Raw genomic sequence first — 20,007 nt, forward strand, 5'->3', positions numbered from 1 at the left:
ACTAAAAACTAGTTACAGTCGGATTTATCCGACTTAAGCTATGAGACTGGGATTTGAATCCCAGGCGGACGTTGCAACAACTGCAAGATCTTAGATTACCAATGACCAATTACCAAATCCAAGAGTAAAATCTATGGGATGCAATTCAGCACCTTAATGATGAACATTCCTAACTGTACCTGGCAGCGCCCTATCGGTCTGGGCTGGGATAAGCCCTATACTGTCCGTACCGCGAGTAATTTAGATGATGGTCCCTGGCACGGTATGCCTTTAGGGGGCTTTGGTGCGGGTTGTATCGGTCGATCTTCTAGGGGTGATTTTAACGTGTGGCAGGTGGACGGCGGCGAGCATATTTTTCAGCCGATGCCTGCTTGTCAGTTTAGCGTGTTTGAAAGCGTGTCTGAACGGAGTGCATCTCGTCAGGCTTACGCTTTGTGTACGGAAGCACCTGAAGATGGATTGCAGAATTGGCAGTGGTATCCATCTAGGGGCGAACAACACGCCCATACAGGCACGTATCATGCGTTGTATCCTCGTAGCTGGTTTGTGTATGAGGGTGTGTTTCAATCTCAGTTAACCTGCGAACAGTTTTCGCCAATTTGGGCAAATAACTATCAAGAAAGCAGCTATCCAGTGGGTGTATTTGTCTGGACTGCCCATAATCCTACTAATGCCCCCATAACTCTGAGTATTATGCTGTCCTGGCAGAATATGACGGGGTGGTTTACTAATGCCAGTAAATCTTCAGAAGTCAAAATTAGAGATGATGGTAGCCCAGTGTATGAATATAAATCGCGCTGGGGAGAAAGCCAGGGAAATTTTAATCGGTTGGTGGAATCCGAGTATGTGGGATGCGTATTAGGGCGAGATAGCGGTGAGGATGTAGAGGAAGGAGACGGGCAGTGGTGCATTGCTACGGCAAAACAGCCCGGTGTAGAAGTCTTTCATCATACCCGTTGGAATCCTGTCGGTACGGGAGAAGACATATGGACAAGTTTTGCCCAATCAGGTGCTTTACCCAATATACAAGATGAGACACCAGCTATAGAGGGAGAACAAATTGCAGGTGCGATCGCCATTCGTTTTACACTTCAACCAGGAGAAACTCGCACGATTCCCTTTGTCTTAACTTGGGATTTTCCCGTTACGGAATTTGCTGCTGGGGTCAAATATTATCGTCGCTATACAGATTTTTTCGATCGCACGGGTAAAAATGCTTGGGCGATCGCTCGCACAGCCTTACAAGCATACCAGTCTTGGCAATCTCAAATTCAAGCTTGGCAGCAACCAATTTTAGATAAAACCGATCTGCCCGATTGGTTCAAAATGGCATTGTTTAACGAACTTTACGATCTTACCAGTGGTGGGACGCTGTGGAGTGCGGCGACAGAGCGCGATCCGATCGGTCAGTTTGCCATTTTAGAATGTATTGATTATCGCTGGTATGAAAGCCTTGACGTGCGGCTTTACGGTTCGTTTGCTTTATTAATCTTATTTCCAGAGTTAGAAAAGGCTGTGATGCGTGCTTTTGCACGGGCTATTCCTGCTAGTGACAATCATCGTCGCCTCATTGGATATTACCTAACTATCGGGGCGGAAATGCCCCTCGCGCCGCGTAAAGTTGCTGGTGCAACACCTCACGATTTAGGCGCACCCAACGAACACGTTTGGGAAAAGACAAATTACACGGCATATCAAGATTGCAATTTGTGGAAGGATTTACCCAGCGATTTTGTTTTGCAGGTATATCGAGACTATTTACTGACAGGTGCAACTGATGTAGAGTTTTTAGCATCATGTTGGGAGGCGATCGTTCAAGCCCTCAACTATTTGAAAACTTTCGATGAAGATGGCGATGGAATTCCTGAAAATTCTGGTGCGCCAGATCAAACTTTTGATGATTGGAAGTTGCAGGGTATTAGTGCTTATTGTGGGGGATTGTGGTTGGCGGCTTTAGAAGCCGCGATCGCCATTGGTAAAATTTTACTCAATTCTGTAGAGACGTTACATGTAGAGACGTTACATGTAACGTCTCTACAAGAAACGATCGACACTTATCAATCTTGGTTATCGCGATCGCGTCCTATCTACCAAGAAAAACTTTGGAACGGACAATATTATCGCTTGGATAGCAATAGCGGTTCTGATGTCGTGATGGCAGATCAACTCTGCGGACAATTTTACGCTCGTTTATTAAAACTACCTGACATTGTACCGCAAGAATGTGCTTTATCTGCACTCAAAACTATATACGATGCTTGCTTTTTGAAGTTTCATCAGGGAAAATTTGGGGCAGCGAATGGTTTAAAACCGAATGGTTCTCCTGAAAATCCTAATGCTACCCATCCATTAGAAGTATGGACGGGAATTAATTTTGGATTGGCGGCTTTTCTCTTACAAATGGGAATGAAAGCTGAGGCACTGCAATTAACAGAAACAGTTGTCAATCAAATTTATGAAAATGGTTTGCAATTCCGTACTCCAGAAGCAATTACATCTGTTGGTACTTTTCGGGCAAGCTATTATTTGCGAGCAATGGCAATTTGGGCAATTTATGGCGTGTGGTTTGATTTTTAGCGATCTAGCAATTTACCATCTTTTGCTTTTGTCAATCGCTTGACTTTATTTGATGTTTTCTTAGCAAATGCTTTTTATCAGTAGTTGTTGCTGCACGTCCCTGTTGCTTTAACAGTTGAATGGAATACAAGGTAGCAATAACTTGAATCGTTCCCATTGTGATAAATAAAGTATTGAAAGACAACCAATTAACAATCACTCCCCCAAGCACTACAGCAAGACCAGTCATGACTTTTGATTGTCCGTCAGCCAAGCCCCAAATTTGCCCTGCCTTTCCTCGATCTTCATATTGTGCATATAAAGCATTCCAGGTAGGAGTTGCTAAAGCAGAAGCTATGCCCAACCCTACTTGAACGACAAACAAACTTAGTTGAGAAGATACGAATAGATAGCAAAATGTGAAAATGGCATTTAAAGCATAGCCAATTATCATGAGTTTGGCTTTGCTTATGTTGCGGTCTGATAACCTTCCAACTAGGATGGTAAAAATTCCTGTAGCAACTAGATATGTAGCCCAAATTCCGCTAATATCAAGAATATTACCTCCAATTTTTTGAGTGAATAAACCAAAAATCGGAGCAAACATTCCTTCGCCTAAGTACCAAATATTACTACTGTAAAGTAGGATTTTGAGATTTTTTTGTAGCATAGAAAACACAACAATGACTTAATGAACTGGATATATTCTATGCAGTTATTAGTCTATGTTGACGGTCGTAGTAGGTATCAAGTACGGAATCAAGCCGTTCTTTTCCAGCAGCAACGGCATTCACTTTGTCTACAAATTTACTTGAAATAAACTTTCTTAATGGCTGTTCGACGCAATTGAAATAGGGCATGACTTCAGCAACTTGTCTATCCCATTCTGGGTATAGTAACAAAAAATCATCAGGCATAACTTTAGTTTTGGTGATACCTGGCTCTGGAAGGCATTCAAAAGGTTTGTCTAAATTAAAACAAGCATAGTGATCGGTTAGTTCTTCACCAGGATAAATGTCTCTAGGAGCTATTTCAAAGTCATAAGCTGTAGAAATACAGTTGGCATAAAAACTATGATTGATATATCTACCAATGTCCCAACATAGTATATAGTTACCGTTTCTTCCTCGAAAAGAATATTTGAATACGTGTTCTTGTTGAAGTCGGTCTAGAGACAATATATATCCCTCGTCGAATTGCTGATCTAATTCATCCAATACCCACACTATCGTTCCTTGAGGAATAAATTTAGTAGCAAATACACCGTAACCAATAATTTCATTAACAAGACGTAACTCTGTGTCTGGATGAATCATAAAGTTTTAATGTATAGCAATGCGTAATTTTCTATCATAATTATTTTCGCAGTATACGCAATTTAAGCTTTTTTTAATATTTCTACACAGTAACAATATAAATGTTAGGAGTTATACCCCTAGTTATATATAATATCTAACTCAATTCAACAGCGATTAGTTGTAATTACAGCTATTTCAAAGCAACATTTAAAACTTAGTATATTATTCTACAGCTATCTTAAATAATTCACGAACAGTAAATAGCTTTCTCACATTTGTAGAGCAAATATTCGTAGAGCGATCGTTGCCAAATATACAGTTAAAGCTTGACCTTCAGGAAATTTCCCATAAATGATGTGACTGAGAGCGATCGCCATTGCTGAATAAACATCTCTAGCGCTGCCGCTGTAGAAGTGTATGATAAAAATTCAGTAGGCGATCGCCCCTCGCCAAAATTTAAGTTACTAGAGTAACTGCTCCAGTATCTAGGTCATAACGACCACCTACGATTTTTAATTTCCCATCTTGAACCAGTTGAGATAGTATTGAAGAACTCTGCCGCAGTAGGTCAACTTGATACCGAATATTAGCCACAACAGCATCATTCACTGGATCGTTTGATTGAGCTTTTATCCCATTTAATGCTGGTTTGATATCCTCAACAAAAGTACCAATTCTACCAGGAAGTAGGTCGCTTTTGAGTGCTGCTTGTACTGCACCACATCTTTCATGTCCTAAAACTATAATCAGTTGAGAACCTAGCACCGATGTAGCAAATTCTAGGCTACCTGTAGCTGTAGGACTGACAACATTACCAGCAAGCCGAACTACAAACAAATCTCCTAGTCCTTGATCGAAGACAATTTCTGCTGGAACTCGCGAATCAGCACATCCCAAAATAGAAGCAAAAGGATATTGAGCTACGGCAACCTCTCGTATGCGCAATCGCGATTGGTTAGGAGTCTGCCGCTTCTCTTTTATAAACCGTTGGTTGCCCTCCACTAATCTCTTGAGAGCATCATCTGGACTAACGGACTTTGGTTTTTCTTGAGTGTCTGTTTGTTGTGCCACAGCAGGTTGTGCGCCCCACGAGCTACTAACAACAGTAGTCGCAGCTACACTAGCTCCTCCTACACCCATCAATTTGAGCAAATTGCGCCGTCCAACAAATCCATTTTTTCGAGTCATCACCGTACCTCAATTAAAATTATTTGCTGATTTATACCTGATAAAACAGGAAAAATCAGCATAGTAAACCTCTATGTTTGCTGCGTTTGTAGTCGCACGACCTAATTTCGTTTTGACGTGAAAATCTGCAAATTTAAAATAAACTAACTTGCAAAAAATTTATCAAACAACAGACCCAACGATTAGGAAATTTATCAAATTATGGGTACAAAAAACTCATACTTACTATAGAGCTATTTTATGGTAAGTACAAAAAAATAATAGTTGAGTCTATGATATTCATCAAAAGGAATAGATATACTGCGATCGCAATTTTTTTTGTTCTCGGCACAAAAAGCTTTTTGCTGTACTCAACACGACTTTCTTAAAAAGAAGAATTGACATAATTTCCAATTATTTTTTACCAGTTGACCTCTCCGGTAAATTAAAATTCACGCCCCTCACCTTACTGGCATTGACGACCCTGGAGCCTAGCGCAACTGAATGCCGATACGAGAACTAGCAAAGATGACACGTCAGATGCTTGGCGCTGCATGGTAGGGCTGGGACTACAACTAAATCAATGCCCCTCTAGCTCGGATTTACCGCCTCTCACCTCTTACCTCTCACCCCTCGCCTTCTGCCTTAAATCTAAAATCTTTGAATTCACTCCCATAGCTAGGATTGATTGTTACCATTAGCGATCTAAAATGACACTGATTAGTAGCAGTTACAAGCAATTGATTCTATGTTGCGCCATCGATCGTTCTTATCCCTTATTTTGGTAATTTTGGCAACATTTCTCATCGGCTGTAGTAGTCCCAGCACTGCCACAGTACCCCCGACCTACAGCTCGGCTCAAATTCAGCAGATCCAGCAGTACATTCCCGATATCCAAAGCTTGCGCGATCGCGCCAGCAGAGAAATCCCGTCTTTAGTACAAAGAAAAGATTGGATCGATGTCGGTAATTTCGTCCACGGACCTTTAGGAGAACTGCGGTTGACTATGAACTACATGACGCGCAATCTGCTGCCGCAAGATCAATCTAAAGCAAAGCAGATTACGCGAAACTTCTTTAACGACCTAGTAGCGGTCGATCAAGCTGCTCAACAAGGCGATGCGAAAAAAGTCTTGCTCAACGCCAGAGAAGCCATAGCAGACATCGACAACTTTCTTCAGTTGCTTCCTCAAACAGCAGAGTAGGGAGTCGGGAGTCGGGGAAAGGGAGACAAGGAAGACAAGGGGGAATTACAATCTATAATTCCAAATCTAAAACCCAAAATTTCCCTTATCCCTTACTCCTAACCGCTCAAATATGACTCAAGTAGTAATTATCGGGTGCGGTATAGTGGGGGCAGCGATCGCCTACGAACTGAGCCAAGTTCCAGGGTTACAGGTTGCTGTCCTCGATCGCCAATTGCCAGCGCAAGCAGCAACAAAAGCGGCTTTGGGCGTTTTGATGGGTGTCATCAGCCATAAAACTAAGGGTAGGGCGTGGCAGTTGCGACAGGCAAGTATCCAACGCTATGAAACCCTCATTCCAGAATTAGAAGCACTCACAGGGCATCACATCCCCTTTAATCGGCAGGGAATTTTGATGTTGTGCGTGGCAGCAGAACTCGGTTCTTGGGAGAAACTCGTCGCGACTCGCGCCTCTCATGGCTTAGCTTTAGAAATTTGGGATGGGGCAAAAGTCAAGTCTTATTGTCCGCAAATTAACTGCAATTCCTCGACTTGGGCAATTTACTCGCCCCAAGATCGGCAAGTCGATCCGGTGAGTTTAACTTTAGCTCTAGTTGAAGGAGCAAAACGCAACGGTGTCAAATTTTACTTTGGAACACAGATAGAGGAATCTAATTTCAGTTCTAGTTATGCTAAAGGTGGTTTGCCCGACGATCGCCGCATCAGACAAATAACAATTTCTGGAGAGCGATCGCATTTGAATGTTGATTGGCTAGTTGTATCGGCTGGATTAGGCTCGTTACCATCTCTGCCAACAGAAACTTCACCCCCGCTAAAATTTGACATCGTACCCGTACTAGGTCAAGCTATTCACCTCAAGCTCGATCGCCCTCTGGGTAACACAGATTTTCAACCCGTCATCACGGGTAACGACGTGCATATCGTCCCTCTAAATGGGGGTCAACAAGCCACTGAATATTGGGTAGGAGCAACGGTGGAATTTCCTGCCATTGGACGAGAAATCGAGGCAGCACCAGCCTTGTTAGAGGAAGTCATGCAACAGGCGATCGCTTTTTGTCCCGCTCTAGCTACGGCAAATATTATCAAAACCTGGTCTGGTTTGCGTCCCCGTCCTGAAGGTCGTTCCGCTCCTATAATCGACTACTTGTCAGGATTTAGCAATATTCTCTTAGCGACGGGACACTATCGCAACGGTGTTTTACTCGCACCCGCCACCGCACAAGCGATCCGCAAAATGATATTATCTTCTGATGAAGAGTGGTAATTGGTAATTGGTAGTTGGTAGTTGGTGGTTGCCTATGACCTATTACCCATTACCCATTACCCATTACTCGTATCGTGTCTATTACAGAACATCAAATTAATGTTGGTTCCCTAGAATGGTTCTACCGCGAGGTTGCTCCGATTGGAATGAGCGATCTGCTGCCAGTGGTGCTGTTACATGGTTTACCTTCCCATAGCTACGGTTGGCGACACGTTATGCCTGCTTTGGGGAGTCAGGGAACAAGGGCGATCGCTCCCGATTTGATTGGCTTTGGTTCGTCAGCAAAACCCCAAGGGCGGGATTTTAATTACACTCCCGATGCTTTTGTCAAGGCATTAGATGACTTTATTCAAGCTTTGGAGATCGATCGCTTTTGTTTGGTCGTGCAAGGATTTTTGGGTTCGGTAGGCTTGCAGTATGCCTTACGCCATAACGATCGCGTCGAAAATATTGCCATTCTCAATACTCCCTTGACTACGGCTGCTAAACTACCTTGGCAGATGCAACAGTGGGGACTACCTTTTGCGGGAGACATGGCGACGCAAGATCCTTTATTGGTGGATCGTACCCTCGAAGGTGGTAGCCGTTACCAGATTTCGGATGCAGATTTAGACATATTTCGCAAGCCTTTTTTGAAAAGTTCAAAAGCGGGGCGATCGCTGATGACGACGGTACGCAATCTGAAAATGTCCCCGTCTATGTCGGAAATTGCCGATGGTTTTCAAAACTGGCAGAAACCACTTTTAATTGTCTGGGGTGTCAACGATCCTTGGCTTCCTGTCGAAATCGCCCAGAAATTTGCCAGCAGCCTACCCCAAGCAGAGATTGTCAAACTTGAAAAAGCGGGGCATTATCCTCAAGAGCATTTTGCCGAAGACATCTTATCAGACCTTTTACCTTTCGTGCGTCGTGCTTCGTAGAGTGCGAGATAGCTTCATTCGATTTATTATGAAGTAATGTAAAGAAAAGCTTCTCCTTTCATATGTCTGACCGATTCATAGGTAAACCCCGTCCTCTTTGGCGTGTCATTTTACTGTCTGTTGCTAGTCTGATGCTGTATTACGGCTGGTATAAATGGATTATCCAAGAAGAATTACGCCGCTACAACGGTTATGGCTGGTCTGGGACGTTGTGCTTAGCACCTTTTGTACTAGGGGTTGTCGTTCCCCAATTGTTACGGATTTACGATCCTGACGTACCAGGTTGGTTCGGCTGGTTTTCACTGCTGGGGGTGGTTTGGATTTATATCGTGCAGTTCAAGCTGTATAAAACTGTGAATGCGCTGTATCGAGAAGCAGGAATGAAAGAACCGCTAACTGTTTGGTGGATATTTGTACCTGGCTTGAATTTAGTTGTCGGTTTGAGACAAATTCATTTTTTGAGTCAATATTGGGCAAGCAAACAAGGAACAATCGTGAAGGATGCTTTGGCTGAAAATATTCCTTTCTTGTCTGCAAATGCTTAAATAATTTTTTAATTGTCGAGCTATATATAGCACTTCTGGATCGATTAACAATAGGGTGTGTTATTGTTAACGCACCCTACCGAATGATTTACTTCTTCAGCGGATCGTGACCCCAGTTTTTTAGGGAATAATACCAGCGCGAATTCTCAATATCGTGCGATGGTTTTTGGGCGCTATGACGGTGGACGTAACTGATGACTTTCTTCATATGAGAAATCTCGTCTTCAGTATATTCATCCTCTTTTTTTTGCAATAACTCAACGATTCGTCTTCCAGATTTATGTCCGGTTGACTCGTCATCATCCTTTCTTTGTCCTACCGCTTGTGACTCCTCAGTTTTCAACCAAGATTCAAGCTCTTTAGGAGTCATATTGACGACTTGATGAAACTCTGCGATCGCAGAATTGACATCTTGACTCATAACTTAATTCTACTCCTCTACTTTGTCCAAAGCATCTGGTTTATGAGCTGCTTCTTTCCCTGTTTTTTCGCTTTTTACCAGATACTCAGGATGATCTTTCGATGCAGCAACGTGGTGTCCTTTAATTTCTGTAGGAGAAGTGAGTTTCTTTTCTACTTCACCAGTGGTTTTTCCTTGAGAGGTTTTCCACTCAACTTTATCGCCTTGCTTAAATTCTTCAGACATGAGTAAAAGATTGTGCCTACTTAAATTTTCTTTACCTATTAATGTTTAATTATCTTGACGATTAAGCAAGCAGCCATCAATCTATTTACAGATTACAAATTCGATGAATTTGACTCTAAATCTTACTTTTGTCAGTGGTTGAGATTTAGATAGCGTGGTATTTATATTTAGGGGATTTTTGCGATCGCCTCAAGACTCTCATAGAATTCTCGCTTGCATGGGTGACATTTGTAGGGGCGCACAGCTGTGCGCCCCTACAGAACGTGTGTTTTCCTCAATTGAAAATCACGATCGCAAAGCACCAAAGCCACCACCACCTGGGGTTTCAATGACAAAAATATCTCCAGGCTGCATCTGCGCGATCGCCGTACTACCTAACTCCTCCACCGTACCATCTTGGCGTTGAATATAATTTCTCCCTACTTTCCCAGGCTTACCACCATGCAAGCCAAAGGGAGGTACAATCCTACGTCCAGAGAGAATTGCAGCTGTCATTGGTTCGCGAAACTGAAGGCGGCGAATGACACCATTACCACCGTGATGTAAGCCTTCACCGCCACTGTGGGGACGAATGCTAAAACTGTCTAACAAGACTGGAAATCGCCATTCTAAGACTTCAGGATCGGTAAGGCGGGAATTTGTCATGTGAGTATGCACCGCATCCGTGCCGTTAAAATCTGCACCCGCACCCGAACCACCGCAGATCGTTTCGTAATATTGATGGCGATCGCTACCAAAAGTAAAATTATTCATCGTACTTTGCGCTGCTGCCATCACACCCAAAGCACCATATAAAGCATCGGTAATCGCTTGAGAAGTCTCGACATTTCCCGCTACCACCGCTGCCGGATAGCGAGGATTCAACATACAACCTTCAGGAATAATAATTTCCAAAGGTTCGAGACAGCCAGCATTAAGCGGAATATCGTCATCTACCAAAGTGCGGAAGACATACAACACCGCAGCTTTGCACACCGCAGCCGGAGCATTAAAATTGGTTTTCAGTTGGGGCGAAGTGCCAGTAAAATCGATTCGAGCGCTACGGGTAGATTTATCGATCGCGATCGCCACTTGAATGACGCTGCCATTGTCGAGTTGGTAAGCGAACTCTCCACTGTTGAGTCCTTCTATAACTTTTCGCACTGACTTGGCAGCATTATCTTGGACAAAACCCATGTAGGCTTGAACTGTTTCCAAGCTGTAGTGTTCTACCATTTTGTGGAGTTCTTGCACGCCGCGTTCGTTTGCGGCAATTTGGGCTTTGAGATCGGCAAGATTTTGCATCGGATTGCGAACGGGATACGCACCATCACATAGAAGTTGCATTAACTCCGGTTCGCGAAACTCTCCTTGAGATACCAGCAGAAAATTATCAATTAATACCCCTTCCTGTTCCACAGTCGTGCTATTGGGTGGCATCGAACCAGGAGTAATCCCGCCAATATCGGCATGGTGTCCCCTGGAAGCAACGTAGAAGATGGGTGTAGGGGCGGGTTCACCTGAAATATTTGTGACGAACGAAGTTTCTTGGTGAACCCGCCCGTATAGGGAATCGGGAAAAACGGGCGTAATTACGGTAATATCGGGCAGGTGAGTCCCACCATTGTAAGGATTATTCGATACATAGACATCACCAGGTTGCAAGCTACTGCCTTTCTGGGCAATCAACGCCGTCACGCTTTCACTCATAGAACCTAAATGAACCGGAATGTGAGGTGCGTTTGCCACCAACTGTCCGCGAGAATCGAAAATGGCGCAGGAAAAATCCAACCTTTCTTTGATATTGACCGAAGAACTTGTATTTTGTAACGTTATACCCATCTGTTCCGCGATCGCCCGAAATAAATTATTGAAAATTTCCAACATAACCGGATCGGGTAGTTGGTAATTGGTAATTGGTAATTGGTAGTTGGTAGTTGCTCCCTTGTCCCAATTTTGAATTTTGAATTTTGAATTTTGAATTTTGTCTCTGACTTCCGACTCTCGCCTTCTCAACACCAAATGATTTCTCTGTGTCACTTCGGCTTGCCAACCAGGTTCGACGATATTCGTCCCCGTGGCTTCCGCAACGATCGCCGGACTGAAAATACAATCTCCTGGTTGTAAGTCTTCTCTTCTATATACAGGTGTGTCGTGCCACGCAGCGGCTGTATACATTTGTACTGTCTTCACTGGTACGGGAGGTGCGTCGGTGCGCCGGGTCACAATTGGTTCTGTAGCCACCTCTGTTTTTAAGATCGCCTCCACAGCTACAGCCTCGACAATTAATCGTCGATCCGCAGCAATAAAACCGTACAGTTGACGGTGCGCTGCCTCAAACTGCTGTCGCATTCCTGCTATATCTTCATATCGGACTACCAAAGGCGAATCTGTTCCCTCGTAGCGCAAATGTACTCGCCGCATCACCTCAACCCGATCTGCAACGCGGAGATCCCTATCTGTAAGGTCTAGTTCTGCTTTTGTTTCTAACTCCAACTGAGTTAAAATTTCCTCTAATTCAGCCACCAACCCTACATCTAAAACCCTCTCCACGGCACGTTCCCGCAACGCCCGTTCGTCTGCTAAACCCATACCGTAAGCCGACAGCACCCCAGCATAGGGATGGATCAAAATCTGCTGCATTCCTAAAGCATCGGCAATTAAACAAGCATGTTGTCCGCCTGCGCCGCCAAAACAGCAGAGAGTGTATTCCGACACGTCATAACCGCGCTGAAGAGAGATCTTCTTAATCGCATTCGCCATTTTTTCCACAGCGATCGCTAAAAATCCCGTTGCGACTCGTTCGGGCGATCGCCCATCCCCAATGTCTGCCGCTAGTTGGCTAAACTTGCGTTGCACGACTTCTGCATCTAAGGGCAAATCTCCACGCGATCCAAATACCTTGGGAAACAAGTCTGGCTGCAACTTGCCTACCATGATGTTGCAGTCCGTTACCGTCAGCGGTCCTCCTTGACGATAACAAGCGGGTCCTGGGGTTGCCCCAGCTGATTCGGGTCCCACACGATAGCGCGCCCCGTCAAATTGGGCGATCGAACCGCCACCCGCCGCCACCGTATGTATTGCCATCATCGGCGTTCGCAGTCGCACTCCTGCCACTTCTGTTTCTAACGCCCGTTCGTATTCGCCTGCGTAGTGGGCAACATCTGTAGAAGTTCCACCCATATCGAAGCTGATAATCTTATTAAACCCTGCCATCAAACTTGTCTGTACTGCCCGACAATCCCTCCCGCTGGTCCCGAGAGAATGCTATCTTTCCCCTGAAACCTTTGGGCATCTGCTAACCCACCATTGGATTGCATGAACATTAATTTGGGTGAGTCGGTAATTGGTAATTGGTAATTGGTAATTGGTAATTGGTAGTTGGTAGTTGGTTGATAATTGTTTTTTGCTCCCTCAGCTCCCTCAGCTCCCTCAGCTTCCTCAGCTCTCTTTCCCCTGCTCCCTCCCAACTGACTCGCCACCCGATCCACGTACCTACGCAAAATGGGAGATAAATAGGCATCAACTACGGTAGTGTCACCTCGACTGACGAGTTTCATCAAGGGGCTGACTTCGTGGGAGACTGAAATCTGAGTGAAACCGATTTTTCGGGCGACGGCTGCAACTTGTTGTTCGTGGTGAGGATAGCGGTAGCCGTGCATGAAGACGATCGCACAGGAACGAATTCCGGCATCGTAAGCTGCTTGCAGTTCTAAAGTATAGGCTGGATTAACAGAAATGAGTTCTTCGCCTTGGGCGCTGTAGCGTTCTTCTACTTCAACGACTCGTTCGTACAGCATTTCTGGTAAAACGATTTGCCGTGCAAAGATGTTGGGGCGATTTTGATAGCCGATGCGTAAGGCATCTCGAAAGCCTTTTGTCACGACTAAGACAGTGCGATCGCCTTTACGTTCTAACAGTGCATTTGTCGCGACAGTAGTTCCCATCTTCACCACGCCAATTTTTGCTGCTGGTAGGGGTGCGTTGGCAGGAACGCCCAGAATTTCCCGTATACCTTGGATTGCTGCATCGGTATAGCGTTCTGGATTTTCCGACAGGAGTTTGTGAACGATCGTTCGTCCGTCAGGATGCTGCGCCACGATATCGGTAAACGTACCACCGCGATCGATCCAAAATTGCCAACGTCCTATCGCGCGATCGGCTACCGTCATCACTCATTCCTCAATGCAAGGGCTATTTGTAAGTTAGCAGTAGCTTGGGTATGGTTGCATGGCGCGATCGCTCTACCGTAATTGATAAATACCTTGAATTAATCCCTGACAAACACCCGTGAGAAAATCTAAATTTAAGGTTTCAATGCGATCGCTCGGTTTGTGATAATGAGGGTTGCGTAACATTGCTGTATCTGTAACCATCATCGCTCGATATCCTCGATCCCAAAAGGGAGCGTGATCGCTTAATCGCGTTTGGGGAACAATCCTACCTCGGTTGGGAACTGGCAGCCACTCGCTAGGAACTCCTACTTGGCGTATATTTCGGCTGAGATGAATTAAGTCAGGAACAATCGATAAATTACCGATTAAAGCAATGAAATCGCCGCGATTGGGATAGAAGCGTTCTAGGGGACTCGGATAGCGTTGCGATCCAGGTGTGGCATCGCTATAACCCAACATTTCAAGGGAAATCATTAGGCGTAGCGGTTGCTGCTGCTGGCGTAATAAATCGGCATATGCAGACGCACCCGAACCTACAGCGATACCGTCTTTTCCGGTAAATCCGTATTCTTCTAAATCAAATGCTACGAGTTGAATGGGATGTTTGGCTGGTTGGGTAGCCAAAGATTTTGCTAATTCTAGTAGTACCGATACACCTGTAGCATTATCATCTGCCCCAGGCGTACCGGGAACGGTGTCGTAATGCGCGCCAATTAAAATTGGTGGAGATTTTCTCTGACTACTTTGTTGCAAGCCAGGAAGATTGAGAATTAAGTTTTGAAAAGTTTGTCCTCTAATTTGAAATTCATGAATGTCTACCTTGCCCCATTGACTGAGTTCTGCATGAATATATTGGCGGACGAAGAAATGTCCTGCTGTTGATAGGAAAGGATCGCGATCGCGGACTATTTCCGTTAAGTGATTCTGCAAGCGTTGTTTGAGATCCACAGTCTGGTTTAATTTTTTACTTAAATAGTTTTCACCTTCATTGTCGTATAAACCGAATATATCTTGCGATTCTCAAATTTCTTCCGTGCGATAGATCGACTTTTTAGTATATATCAATACCATAAAAGTATTGAAATAAATTATTCAAAGGAGTTTGAGCAGTGAATATTCTAGCTTGGATAGTCTTAGGTTTAATTGCTGGTGCGATCGCCAAAGCTATCTATCCCGGTCGCCAAGGCGGTGGTATCTTAGGTACGATTTTACTAGGTATTATTGGTGCATTTGTAGGTGGTACTTTGGGAACTTTCCTCAGTACGGGAACCTTACAGTTGGCAGCCACAACATTTAGTATTCCTGGTATAGCTCTAGCAGTTCTTGGTGCAATTGTTGCTATATTTATTTGGAATGCAATCAACCGTCGTAGCGCTGTATAAATTGTTAGTAAAAGCGTAGCTAAAGTATAAAATCTAGAATCAATCGGGATAGGAAGTTAGCTAAACTATCCCGATTTTTTAATTAAATATTCGATATACAGCTCTGAATCCAAGCAGGCAAAATTTTCTCTATAACTTCTTGTTCTAGAACCGATCTTTAAATAAGAGTCATGTCAGATTGTCAGTCAAACTTAATCCGAACTCACTTCTCGAATTTGTAAAGCATTACCCATCCACTCAGCACCGTGAAGCTGAAATTTTGCTATTTCTTCTTGAGGTTTTGCAGTCATTTGAACGAAGGCAAATCCTAACCCTTCACCTGTACTCCAGTGAGTCGGATAAAAAATATGTTTGATAGAACCATAATTGCCAAAGAGGTCTAAAATATCTGTTTGTGCTACTTGGTGCGGTAAGTTATTAACGAACAGGGTCATAAAAACACTCCTCTATCGATTCATGGCAATGCCTGGACTCTAGTATTCCCAAAATTTCATCAACAATTTGGCTTGACAGATTGGCTTCGTTCGGAGATCCTCCAAACCCCTTCAGGACTTACGCAGTCGATCCCCAAACCCCCTTAAAAAGGGGGCTTAAAGTCCCCCCTTTTTAAGGGGGGAACCAGGGGGATCGAGATCTCAGACTTTCTTGTGCGTAACTCCTGACCCTTTTTAGGCAGCTAAGCAAAATTGGGACGTGAGATGATGTCTAATTTGCGGCTTCTACCTATTGTTGCTGTGACAGTTTTGATTGTTACCGCTTGCGAGTCAGTAGTATTTATTTTTTTTGTATATTTAATAACAATTAACTCAGAATTAATAATTGACAGCACATCTACTACGTTAGATTCATGACTTCTGGCAACGTATTACGGGAAGATAATACAAATTTAGCTTTTTCGTAAAATTTATTAAGATTGCTAAATGAACCTCAAACGCTTATCTCAGTTTGGCTCTCCGATTTTAGGTTTACTCTTATTTGGAGTATCGTTGTGGGCGATCGCAACTCAATTGCGAGAGTTCGACTATCGAGATATTTTTCGCAGCTTGGCAGAAATTCCCAAAAGTTACATAGTCCTTGCACTGATTTGCACTGCGCTGAACTACTTGATGCTGACGGGGTATGATGCTTTAGCAATGCGATACATTCGCCGTTCCATACCTTTTCGGAAAGTGGCACTGACGGCGATTATTAGTCAGGCAATTACCAATACTGCCGGATTAGAACTCTTAACTGGCAGCGCGATTCGCTACCGATTTTATTCGGCTTGGGGGCTATCGACTCTAGAAATTGCGAAAGTGATTACTTTCTGTCACGTTAGCTTTTGGCTGGGTTTTTTTGCGGTAGCTGGCTTGGTGTTGATCGGCGAACCTGTATCTGTCCCCTCTTTACTCCGCATTCCCTCAAACTCTTTATTTCCGCTTGGTACGATATTTTTATTTTTAGTTGCAGGATATTTATTGTGGAATACTTGGAGTCACAAGCCGATGAAACTCGGCAAGTGGGGAATTCCGCGCCTTCCTGGTAAGCTTTCACTATTTCAAACAGCGATCGCGATCCTCGACTGGGCAATTGCAGGGGGCGTTCTTTACGTTTTGCTATTAGCTAACGCTCCCCTATCGTATCCAAGTTTTTTCGGGATCTACATTTTAGGACAGTTGGCAGGAGTTATTAGCAATGTCCCGGGTGGATTAGGCGTGTTTGAAACGGTACTCTTGCTGTCGCTATCAGCGCAAATTCCATCAGCCGAACTATTTGGGGCGTTATTAGCATATCGAGGCATTTACTACTTTTTACCTTTGATTGTGGCGATCGTACTGCTGGGGATTTATGAACTGCGGCAACGATTCGAGAAAACAGAGTTTTCTTCGCGCAATCGTACCTAAACTTTCTGAACTCATTTTAAAATACAAGCACAGCCACAGATATTGTTGTATTCGCTGTCTGAGTCAGTGCAAATTATGCTTGAGCTAAGAAGTTTTGAGTGTGGGGGAGGCTGCTACCAACTTCGTAACTATGAACTATGAGTAAACAAGAATCTGGAGCGATCGCGCGGGAAATTCAAACCCAAATTTTAGTATTGGGTGGACTCGCCGCCCTGATGTGGATTACCGAATTTATAGATATCTTCTTTTTTAGAGGTAGATTAGACGCTTTTGGTATTCGTCCCCACAGTTTTATCGGCTTGCGGGGCATTTTCTTAGCTCCTTTTTTACACGGTGGATTGGGGCATTTGATTGCGAATACAATTCCCTTTCTAACTCTAGGCTGGTTAGTGATGTTGCGGGAAACCAGCGATTTTTTTGTCGTTAGCATCATTACCATGTTCGTCAGCGGATTGGGTGTATGGCTGACTGGTTCGCCTTATTCAATTCACGTTGGCGCGAGTGGAGTTATTTTTGGTTATTTTGGGTTTTTACTCCTACGCGGCTATTTTGAACGGAGTTTTGCAGCGATCTTATTTTCTCTTGTTGTGGGTTTCCTTTACGGCGGGATGATTTGGGGAGTTTTACCGATACAATATGGTATTTCCTGGCAAGGGCATTTATTTGGATTTATTGGGGGTGCGATCGCGGCTCGTTTACTAGCTAAACCAAAAAAGAGGTATTGATAGTAGGGGCGCACAGCCGTGCGCCCTCAAGAGATCTAAAATTTTTGCTATCTTTAGACTCTATAGTAAAGGTGTATGCTTCGCCATTTTCCCAAGATATAATGCTGCGTTGATATGGCTCAATTAATTCTTCTTCCTTTGTAGGTGGTTCCCACAACATACCATCATTGAAACCCTGATATTGAGTAGCAGAAAATGTGTGTGGAATATCTTCTAGAGAAACACATCTGAGCCTACATCTTTGTGTTTCAATAATGTAGCTTTGAGAAATTTTCATTCTATTGCTAATTGCGATCGCCCATACTTTCAGGGACACCAACAGACGGAACCAACTCCGCATCACCTGAATTTTTAGTGTCAGGAATTGGCTGTTCGCTTGGTTCTGTAATTTCTGGTAATGCAGGTGTCACATTAGGAGATGGCGTAACTTGAGGACGACGAAAACGATTGAAGTAACCACCAAATTTTTGACCAATTGGATTTTGAGTCTTTGGTTTTTCTGGTGCAATTGGTTTTGGTTCTACTGGTGTTGTTAACTCTGGTGCAGTTTCTTGAGTAGTTGTTTCCTCTTCAAGAGTATTTAACTCGGATGCGGGTGATTCTTCCACTTCAGGCAAAGTGGGTGATGGTGTAGCAGTTGGTGGACGACGAAAACGATTGAAATAACCACCAAAACGTTGAGAGTCGGGAGTCGGTAGGGGCGCACTGCTGTGCGCCCGTACTGGGGAGTCGGGAGTCGCTGGAGTCGGTGCGACTGGTGGCGTAATTTCTACTGCTGGTACTTCTGGGGCAATTTCTGGTAATGGTTCCGTTGCTTCAGGAGTCGTTAATTCTGGTGCAGGTGCTTCTACTTCTGGTGTTGGAGATGGTGCGACAACTGGAGAACGGCGGAAGCGGTTGAAAAATCCTTTCGGTTGTTCTTCCTCTAGTTTTTTTGGTGCTGCTTCGGGTTTCTCTTCTGGTTCTACAGCAGGTTCTACTTCCGGCGAAATTTCTGGCTGTGGTTCTACAGCAGGTGGAGTTAACTCCGGTGCAGGAGATTCTTTGACTTCCGGTACAGTTGGGGATGGTGTAGCAGGACGGCGGAAGCGATTGAAAAATCCCTTTGGTTCTTCTGCCTTGGCTGGAGGTATCGGGGTTGGTTCTTTAGTTTCAGTTTCTGGAGTTTCAATCTTTGTTTCGGCAGGCTTTTCTTTCGTTTCGGTTGGTATTTCTTCTTCTGGTTGCGGTGGAGTAGTCTCTTCTATCGCTGGTGGTAAGGGTGCAGGCGCTGCTTCTACTTCACCCTTATAGTCAGGATCGACAATACCACGGGCGGCGGCGGCGGATAGTTCACCCCTTACCAGTTTTGAAAGAGTATCTTGGCTATTCGGATCGTAGGAAATGACGCGAACGGTGTTATTAAATACATTTTTGACTGGGTTGCCTTGTTCGTCGAGAAATTCGAGTTGTACCCAGTTCTTGCCCTTGTTAAAACCCGAAAGATAAATCGGTTCCCAGCGATCGATGATAAAACTCTTGCCGTTAATCGTACAACGGATACGCCAGTCGGGAACTTCGTCTTGAGGATCGGCTTGGGCAGCGAGGTGTAGAGGGGCATTGGTAAGGTAAAAGTCGAGTAGGATTGGTTCTGCCCCGTAGCTACCTTTAGGACGACTGTAGGTTAATAATGGCTGGCTAGAGTTGGGGTTGTTGTCGTCGGTTTTGGTAAAAACGTGAAATGTAGTTTGGGCGTATGCACCCTCGTTCTTAAAACTTTCGTGCCAAGGGCGAGAAGCGAAGACGCGCAGGGTGTGAGTTCCTGGGGATAGGTTGGATAGAACAAAAGGTTTTTGCACGTCGTAGACGGCTTCGTAGGGCTGGTTATCGAGAATAACGTGAAGATGGGGTCCTAAGCCTAAATCTGAATTTTGAAAAATGGGTAGGTCTTGAACTTGAAAGCGGGCTGATACCGTATCGTCTTGCAGCACCTCATCGGGCTGGGGAGACAAGATTTTCACTTGCGGCTGGCGAACTTCCAAGGCTTGACGCAACTGCAGAATAGCTTCCGGCGGGGCGACTTCGGTAATGTTACCTGCAAGTTGGACGGGGCTACGGGCGTTTGGAGGAGTAGCGGCACGTAAAGTATCCGAACTGCCACAACTTACCAAACCTAAGCTCAAACATGCTGCGGCTAGAACTGCGATCGCAGCCTTAGCCATTTTTCGTAGTTTTGCGATCGCCACCACCCCGAATGCTCCTCATACTCGAAATTTACTATCAC

General features: G+C 44.4%; 19 protein-coding genes. 8 read left to right on the forward strand and 11 right to left on the reverse strand.

What is annotated here, in order from left to right:
• The first annotated feature begins 138 nt into the window (after window positions 1-138).
• A complete protein-coding gene (locus M5J74_RS26765; RefSeq protein ID WP_250014267.1) occupies window positions 139-2,577 on the forward strand; it encodes a GH116 family glycosyl hydrolase in 2,439 nt (812 codons plus the stop codon).
• Between the two features lie 31 nt (window positions 2,578-2,608).
• Here the strand turns inward: M5J74_RS26765 and M5J74_RS26770 are convergent, their stop codons facing one another.
• From M5J74_RS26770 to M5J74_RS26780, 3 genes are all read right to left on the reverse strand, one after another.
• Window positions 2,609-3,226, reverse strand: a complete 618-nt coding sequence (locus M5J74_RS26770; RefSeq protein WP_106218121.1) for an MFS transporter — start codon at window positions 3,224-3,226, stop codon at window positions 2,609-2,611.
• A gap of 37 nt (window positions 3,227-3,263) precedes the next feature.
• Window positions 3,264-3,872 carry an SET domain-containing protein gene (locus M5J74_RS26775; protein ID WP_106171203.1) on the reverse strand — a complete coding sequence of 203 codons (609 nt, stop codon included), beginning with the start codon at window positions 3,870-3,872 and terminating at the stop codon, window positions 3,264-3,266.
• A gap of 438 nt (window positions 3,873-4,310) precedes the next feature.
• Window positions 4,311-5,042, reverse strand: coding sequence for a carbonic anhydrase (locus tag M5J74_RS26780; protein ID WP_106218120.1), 732 nt, complete (start codon window positions 5,040-5,042; stop codon window positions 4,311-4,313).
• 727 nt (window positions 5,043-5,769) lie between these two features.
• Between M5J74_RS26780 and psbQ the strand changes: the two genes are divergently transcribed.
• From psbQ to M5J74_RS26800, 4 genes are all read left to right on the forward strand, one after another.
• Window positions 5,770-6,225, forward strand: a complete 456-nt coding sequence (gene psbQ, locus M5J74_RS26785; protein WP_015156927.1) for a photosystem II protein PsbQ — start codon at window positions 5,770-5,772, stop codon at window positions 6,223-6,225.
• A gap of 112 nt (window positions 6,226-6,337) precedes the next feature.
• The gene (locus M5J74_RS26790) at window positions 6,338-7,489 is read left to right on the forward strand and encodes an FAD-binding oxidoreductase (RefSeq protein ID WP_250014274.1); all 1,152 of its coding nucleotides are present in this window, start codon (window positions 6,338-6,340) and stop codon (window positions 7,487-7,489) included.
• 74 nt (window positions 7,490-7,563) lie between these two features.
• Window positions 7,564-8,409, forward strand: coding sequence for an alpha/beta fold hydrolase (locus M5J74_RS26795; protein WP_250014276.1), 846 nt, complete (start codon window positions 7,564-7,566; stop codon window positions 8,407-8,409).
• 62 nt (window positions 8,410-8,471) lie between these two features.
• Window positions 8,472-8,954: a hypothetical protein gene (locus tag M5J74_RS26800; RefSeq protein WP_015156930.1), complete on the forward strand. Its 483-nt coding sequence runs from the start codon at window positions 8,472-8,474 to the stop codon at window positions 8,952-8,954.
• A gap of 88 nt (window positions 8,955-9,042) precedes the next feature.
• Here M5J74_RS26800 and M5J74_RS26805 read toward each other — a convergent pair whose 3' ends face one another.
• The 5 genes from M5J74_RS26805 to M5J74_RS26825 form a co-directional block, all read right to left on the reverse strand.
• On the reverse strand, window positions 9,043-9,375 hold the full coding sequence (locus M5J74_RS26805; protein ID WP_015156931.1) for a DUF3140 domain-containing protein: 333 nt from the start codon (window positions 9,373-9,375) through the stop codon (window positions 9,043-9,045).
• Window positions 9,376-9,384: 9 nt separating this feature from the next.
• A complete protein-coding gene (locus M5J74_RS26810) occupies window positions 9,385-9,600 on the reverse strand; it encodes a DUF2945 domain-containing protein (protein ID WP_015156932.1) in 216 nt (71 codons plus the stop codon).
• A gap of 285 nt (window positions 9,601-9,885) precedes the next feature.
• Window positions 9,886-12,795, reverse strand: a complete 2,910-nt coding sequence (locus M5J74_RS26815; RefSeq protein ID WP_250014278.1) for a hydantoinase B/oxoprolinase family protein — start codon at window positions 12,793-12,795, stop codon at window positions 9,886-9,888.
• Window positions 12,795-13,751, reverse strand: coding sequence for a hydantoinase/oxoprolinase N-terminal domain-containing protein (locus M5J74_RS26820; protein ID WP_250014280.1), 957 nt, complete (start codon window positions 13,749-13,751; stop codon window positions 12,795-12,797). The genes M5J74_RS26815 and M5J74_RS26820 overlap by 1 nt, the downstream gene beginning before the upstream one ends.
• 72 nt (window positions 13,752-13,823) lie before the next feature.
• On the reverse strand, window positions 13,824-14,702 hold the full coding sequence (locus M5J74_RS26825; protein WP_250014281.1) for a M28 family peptidase: 879 nt from the start codon (window positions 14,700-14,702) through the stop codon (window positions 13,824-13,826).
• Window positions 14,703-14,863: 161 nt separating this feature from the next.
• Between M5J74_RS26825 and M5J74_RS26830 the strand changes: the two genes are divergently transcribed.
• Window positions 14,864-15,136, forward strand: coding sequence for a GlsB/YeaQ/YmgE family stress response membrane protein (locus tag M5J74_RS26830; protein ID WP_015156935.1), 273 nt, complete (start codon window positions 14,864-14,866; stop codon window positions 15,134-15,136).
• 191 nt (window positions 15,137-15,327) lie between these two features.
• Here the strand turns inward: M5J74_RS26830 and M5J74_RS26835 are convergent, their stop codons facing one another.
• The gene (locus M5J74_RS26835; RefSeq protein ID WP_015156936.1) at window positions 15,328-15,570 is read right to left on the reverse strand and encodes an RNA-binding protein; all 243 of its coding nucleotides are present in this window, start codon (window positions 15,568-15,570) and stop codon (window positions 15,328-15,330) included.
• A gap of 486 nt (window positions 15,571-16,056) precedes the next feature.
• Between M5J74_RS26835 and M5J74_RS26840 the strand changes: the two genes are divergently transcribed.
• Both M5J74_RS26840 and M5J74_RS26845 read left to right on the forward strand, forming a co-directional pair.
• Entirely contained in the window at window positions 16,057-17,019 is a 963-nt protein-coding gene (locus M5J74_RS26840; protein WP_106546211.1) for a lysylphosphatidylglycerol synthase domain-containing protein, read from the forward strand.
• 137 nt (window positions 17,020-17,156) lie between these two features.
• Window positions 17,157-17,744, forward strand: coding sequence for a rhomboid family intramembrane serine protease (locus M5J74_RS26845; RefSeq protein ID WP_015156938.1), 588 nt, complete (start codon window positions 17,157-17,159; stop codon window positions 17,742-17,744).
• On the opposite strand, the gene M5J74_RS26850 is transcribed toward M5J74_RS26845, so the two are convergent.
• Window positions 17,722-18,021 carry a hypothetical protein gene (locus M5J74_RS26850; RefSeq protein ID WP_250014283.1) on the reverse strand — a complete coding sequence of 100 codons (300 nt, stop codon included), beginning with the start codon at window positions 18,019-18,021 and terminating at the stop codon, window positions 17,722-17,724. The two genes, M5J74_RS26845 and M5J74_RS26850, sit on opposite strands and share 23 nt — an antisense overlap.
• Before the next feature lie 7 nt (window positions 18,022-18,028).
• A complete protein-coding gene (locus M5J74_RS26855; RefSeq protein ID WP_250014285.1) occupies window positions 18,029-19,969 on the reverse strand; it encodes a hypothetical protein in 1,941 nt (646 codons plus the stop codon).
• Window positions 19,970-20,007: the final 38 nt, after the last annotated feature.

Source organism: Chroococcidiopsis sp. CCNUC1 (assembly GCF_023546805.1).
GTDB lineage: Bacteria > Cyanobacteriota > Cyanobacteriia > Cyanobacteriales > Chroococcidiopsidaceae > Chroococcidiopsis > Chroococcidiopsis thermalis.

Excerpts from the sequence above, each read along its gene's own strand:
- M5J74_RS26840 (WP_106546211.1), top strand. The coding sequence starts at position 16,057 with ATGAACCTCAAACGCTTATCTCAGTTTGGCTCTCCGATTTTAGGTTTA.
- M5J74_RS26775 (WP_106171203.1), bottom strand. The coding sequence starts at position 3,872 with ATGATTCATCCAGACACAGAGTTACGTCTTGTTAATGAAATTATTGGT.
- M5J74_RS26800 (WP_015156930.1), top strand. The coding sequence starts at position 8,472 with ATGTCTGACCGATTCATAGGTAAACCCCGTCCTCTTTGGCGTGTCATT.
- psbQ (WP_015156927.1), top strand. The coding sequence starts at position 5,770 with ATGTTGCGCCATCGATCGTTCTTATCCCTTATTTTGGTAATTTTGGCA.
- M5J74_RS26805 (WP_015156931.1), bottom strand. The coding sequence starts at position 9,375 with ATGAGTCAAGATGTCAATTCTGCGATCGCAGAGTTTCATCAAGTCGTC.
- M5J74_RS26845 (WP_015156938.1), top strand. The coding sequence starts at position 17,157 with ATGAGTAAACAAGAATCTGGAGCGATCGCGCGGGAAATTCAAACCCAA.
- M5J74_RS26850 (WP_250014283.1), bottom strand. The coding sequence starts at position 18,021 with ATGAAAATTTCTCAAAGCTACATTATTGAAACACAAAGATGTAGGCTC.
- M5J74_RS26770 (WP_106218121.1), bottom strand. The coding sequence starts at position 3,226 with ATGCTACAAAAAAATCTCAAAATCCTACTTTACAGTAGTAATATTTGG.
- M5J74_RS26815 (WP_250014278.1), bottom strand. The coding sequence starts at position 12,795 with ATGGCAGGGTTTAATAAGATTATCAGCTTCGATATGGGTGGAACTTCT.
- M5J74_RS26790 (WP_250014274.1), top strand. The coding sequence starts at position 6,338 with ATGACTCAAGTAGTAATTATCGGGTGCGGTATAGTGGGGGCAGCGATC.
- M5J74_RS26765 (WP_250014267.1), top strand. The coding sequence starts at position 139 with ATGCAATTCAGCACCTTAATGATGAACATTCCTAACTGTACCTGGCAG.
- M5J74_RS26820 (WP_250014280.1), bottom strand. The coding sequence starts at position 13,751 with ATGACGGTAGCCGATCGCGCGATAGGACGTTGGCAATTTTGGATCGAT.
- M5J74_RS26835 (WP_015156936.1), bottom strand. The coding sequence starts at position 15,570 with ATGACCCTGTTCGTTAATAACTTACCGCACCAAGTAGCACAAACAGAT.
- M5J74_RS26780 (WP_106218120.1), bottom strand. The coding sequence starts at position 5,042 with ATGACTCGAAAAAATGGATTTGTTGGACGGCGCAATTTGCTCAAATTG.
- M5J74_RS26810 (WP_015156932.1), bottom strand. The coding sequence starts at position 9,600 with ATGTCTGAAGAATTTAAGCAAGGCGATAAAGTTGAGTGGAAAACCTCT.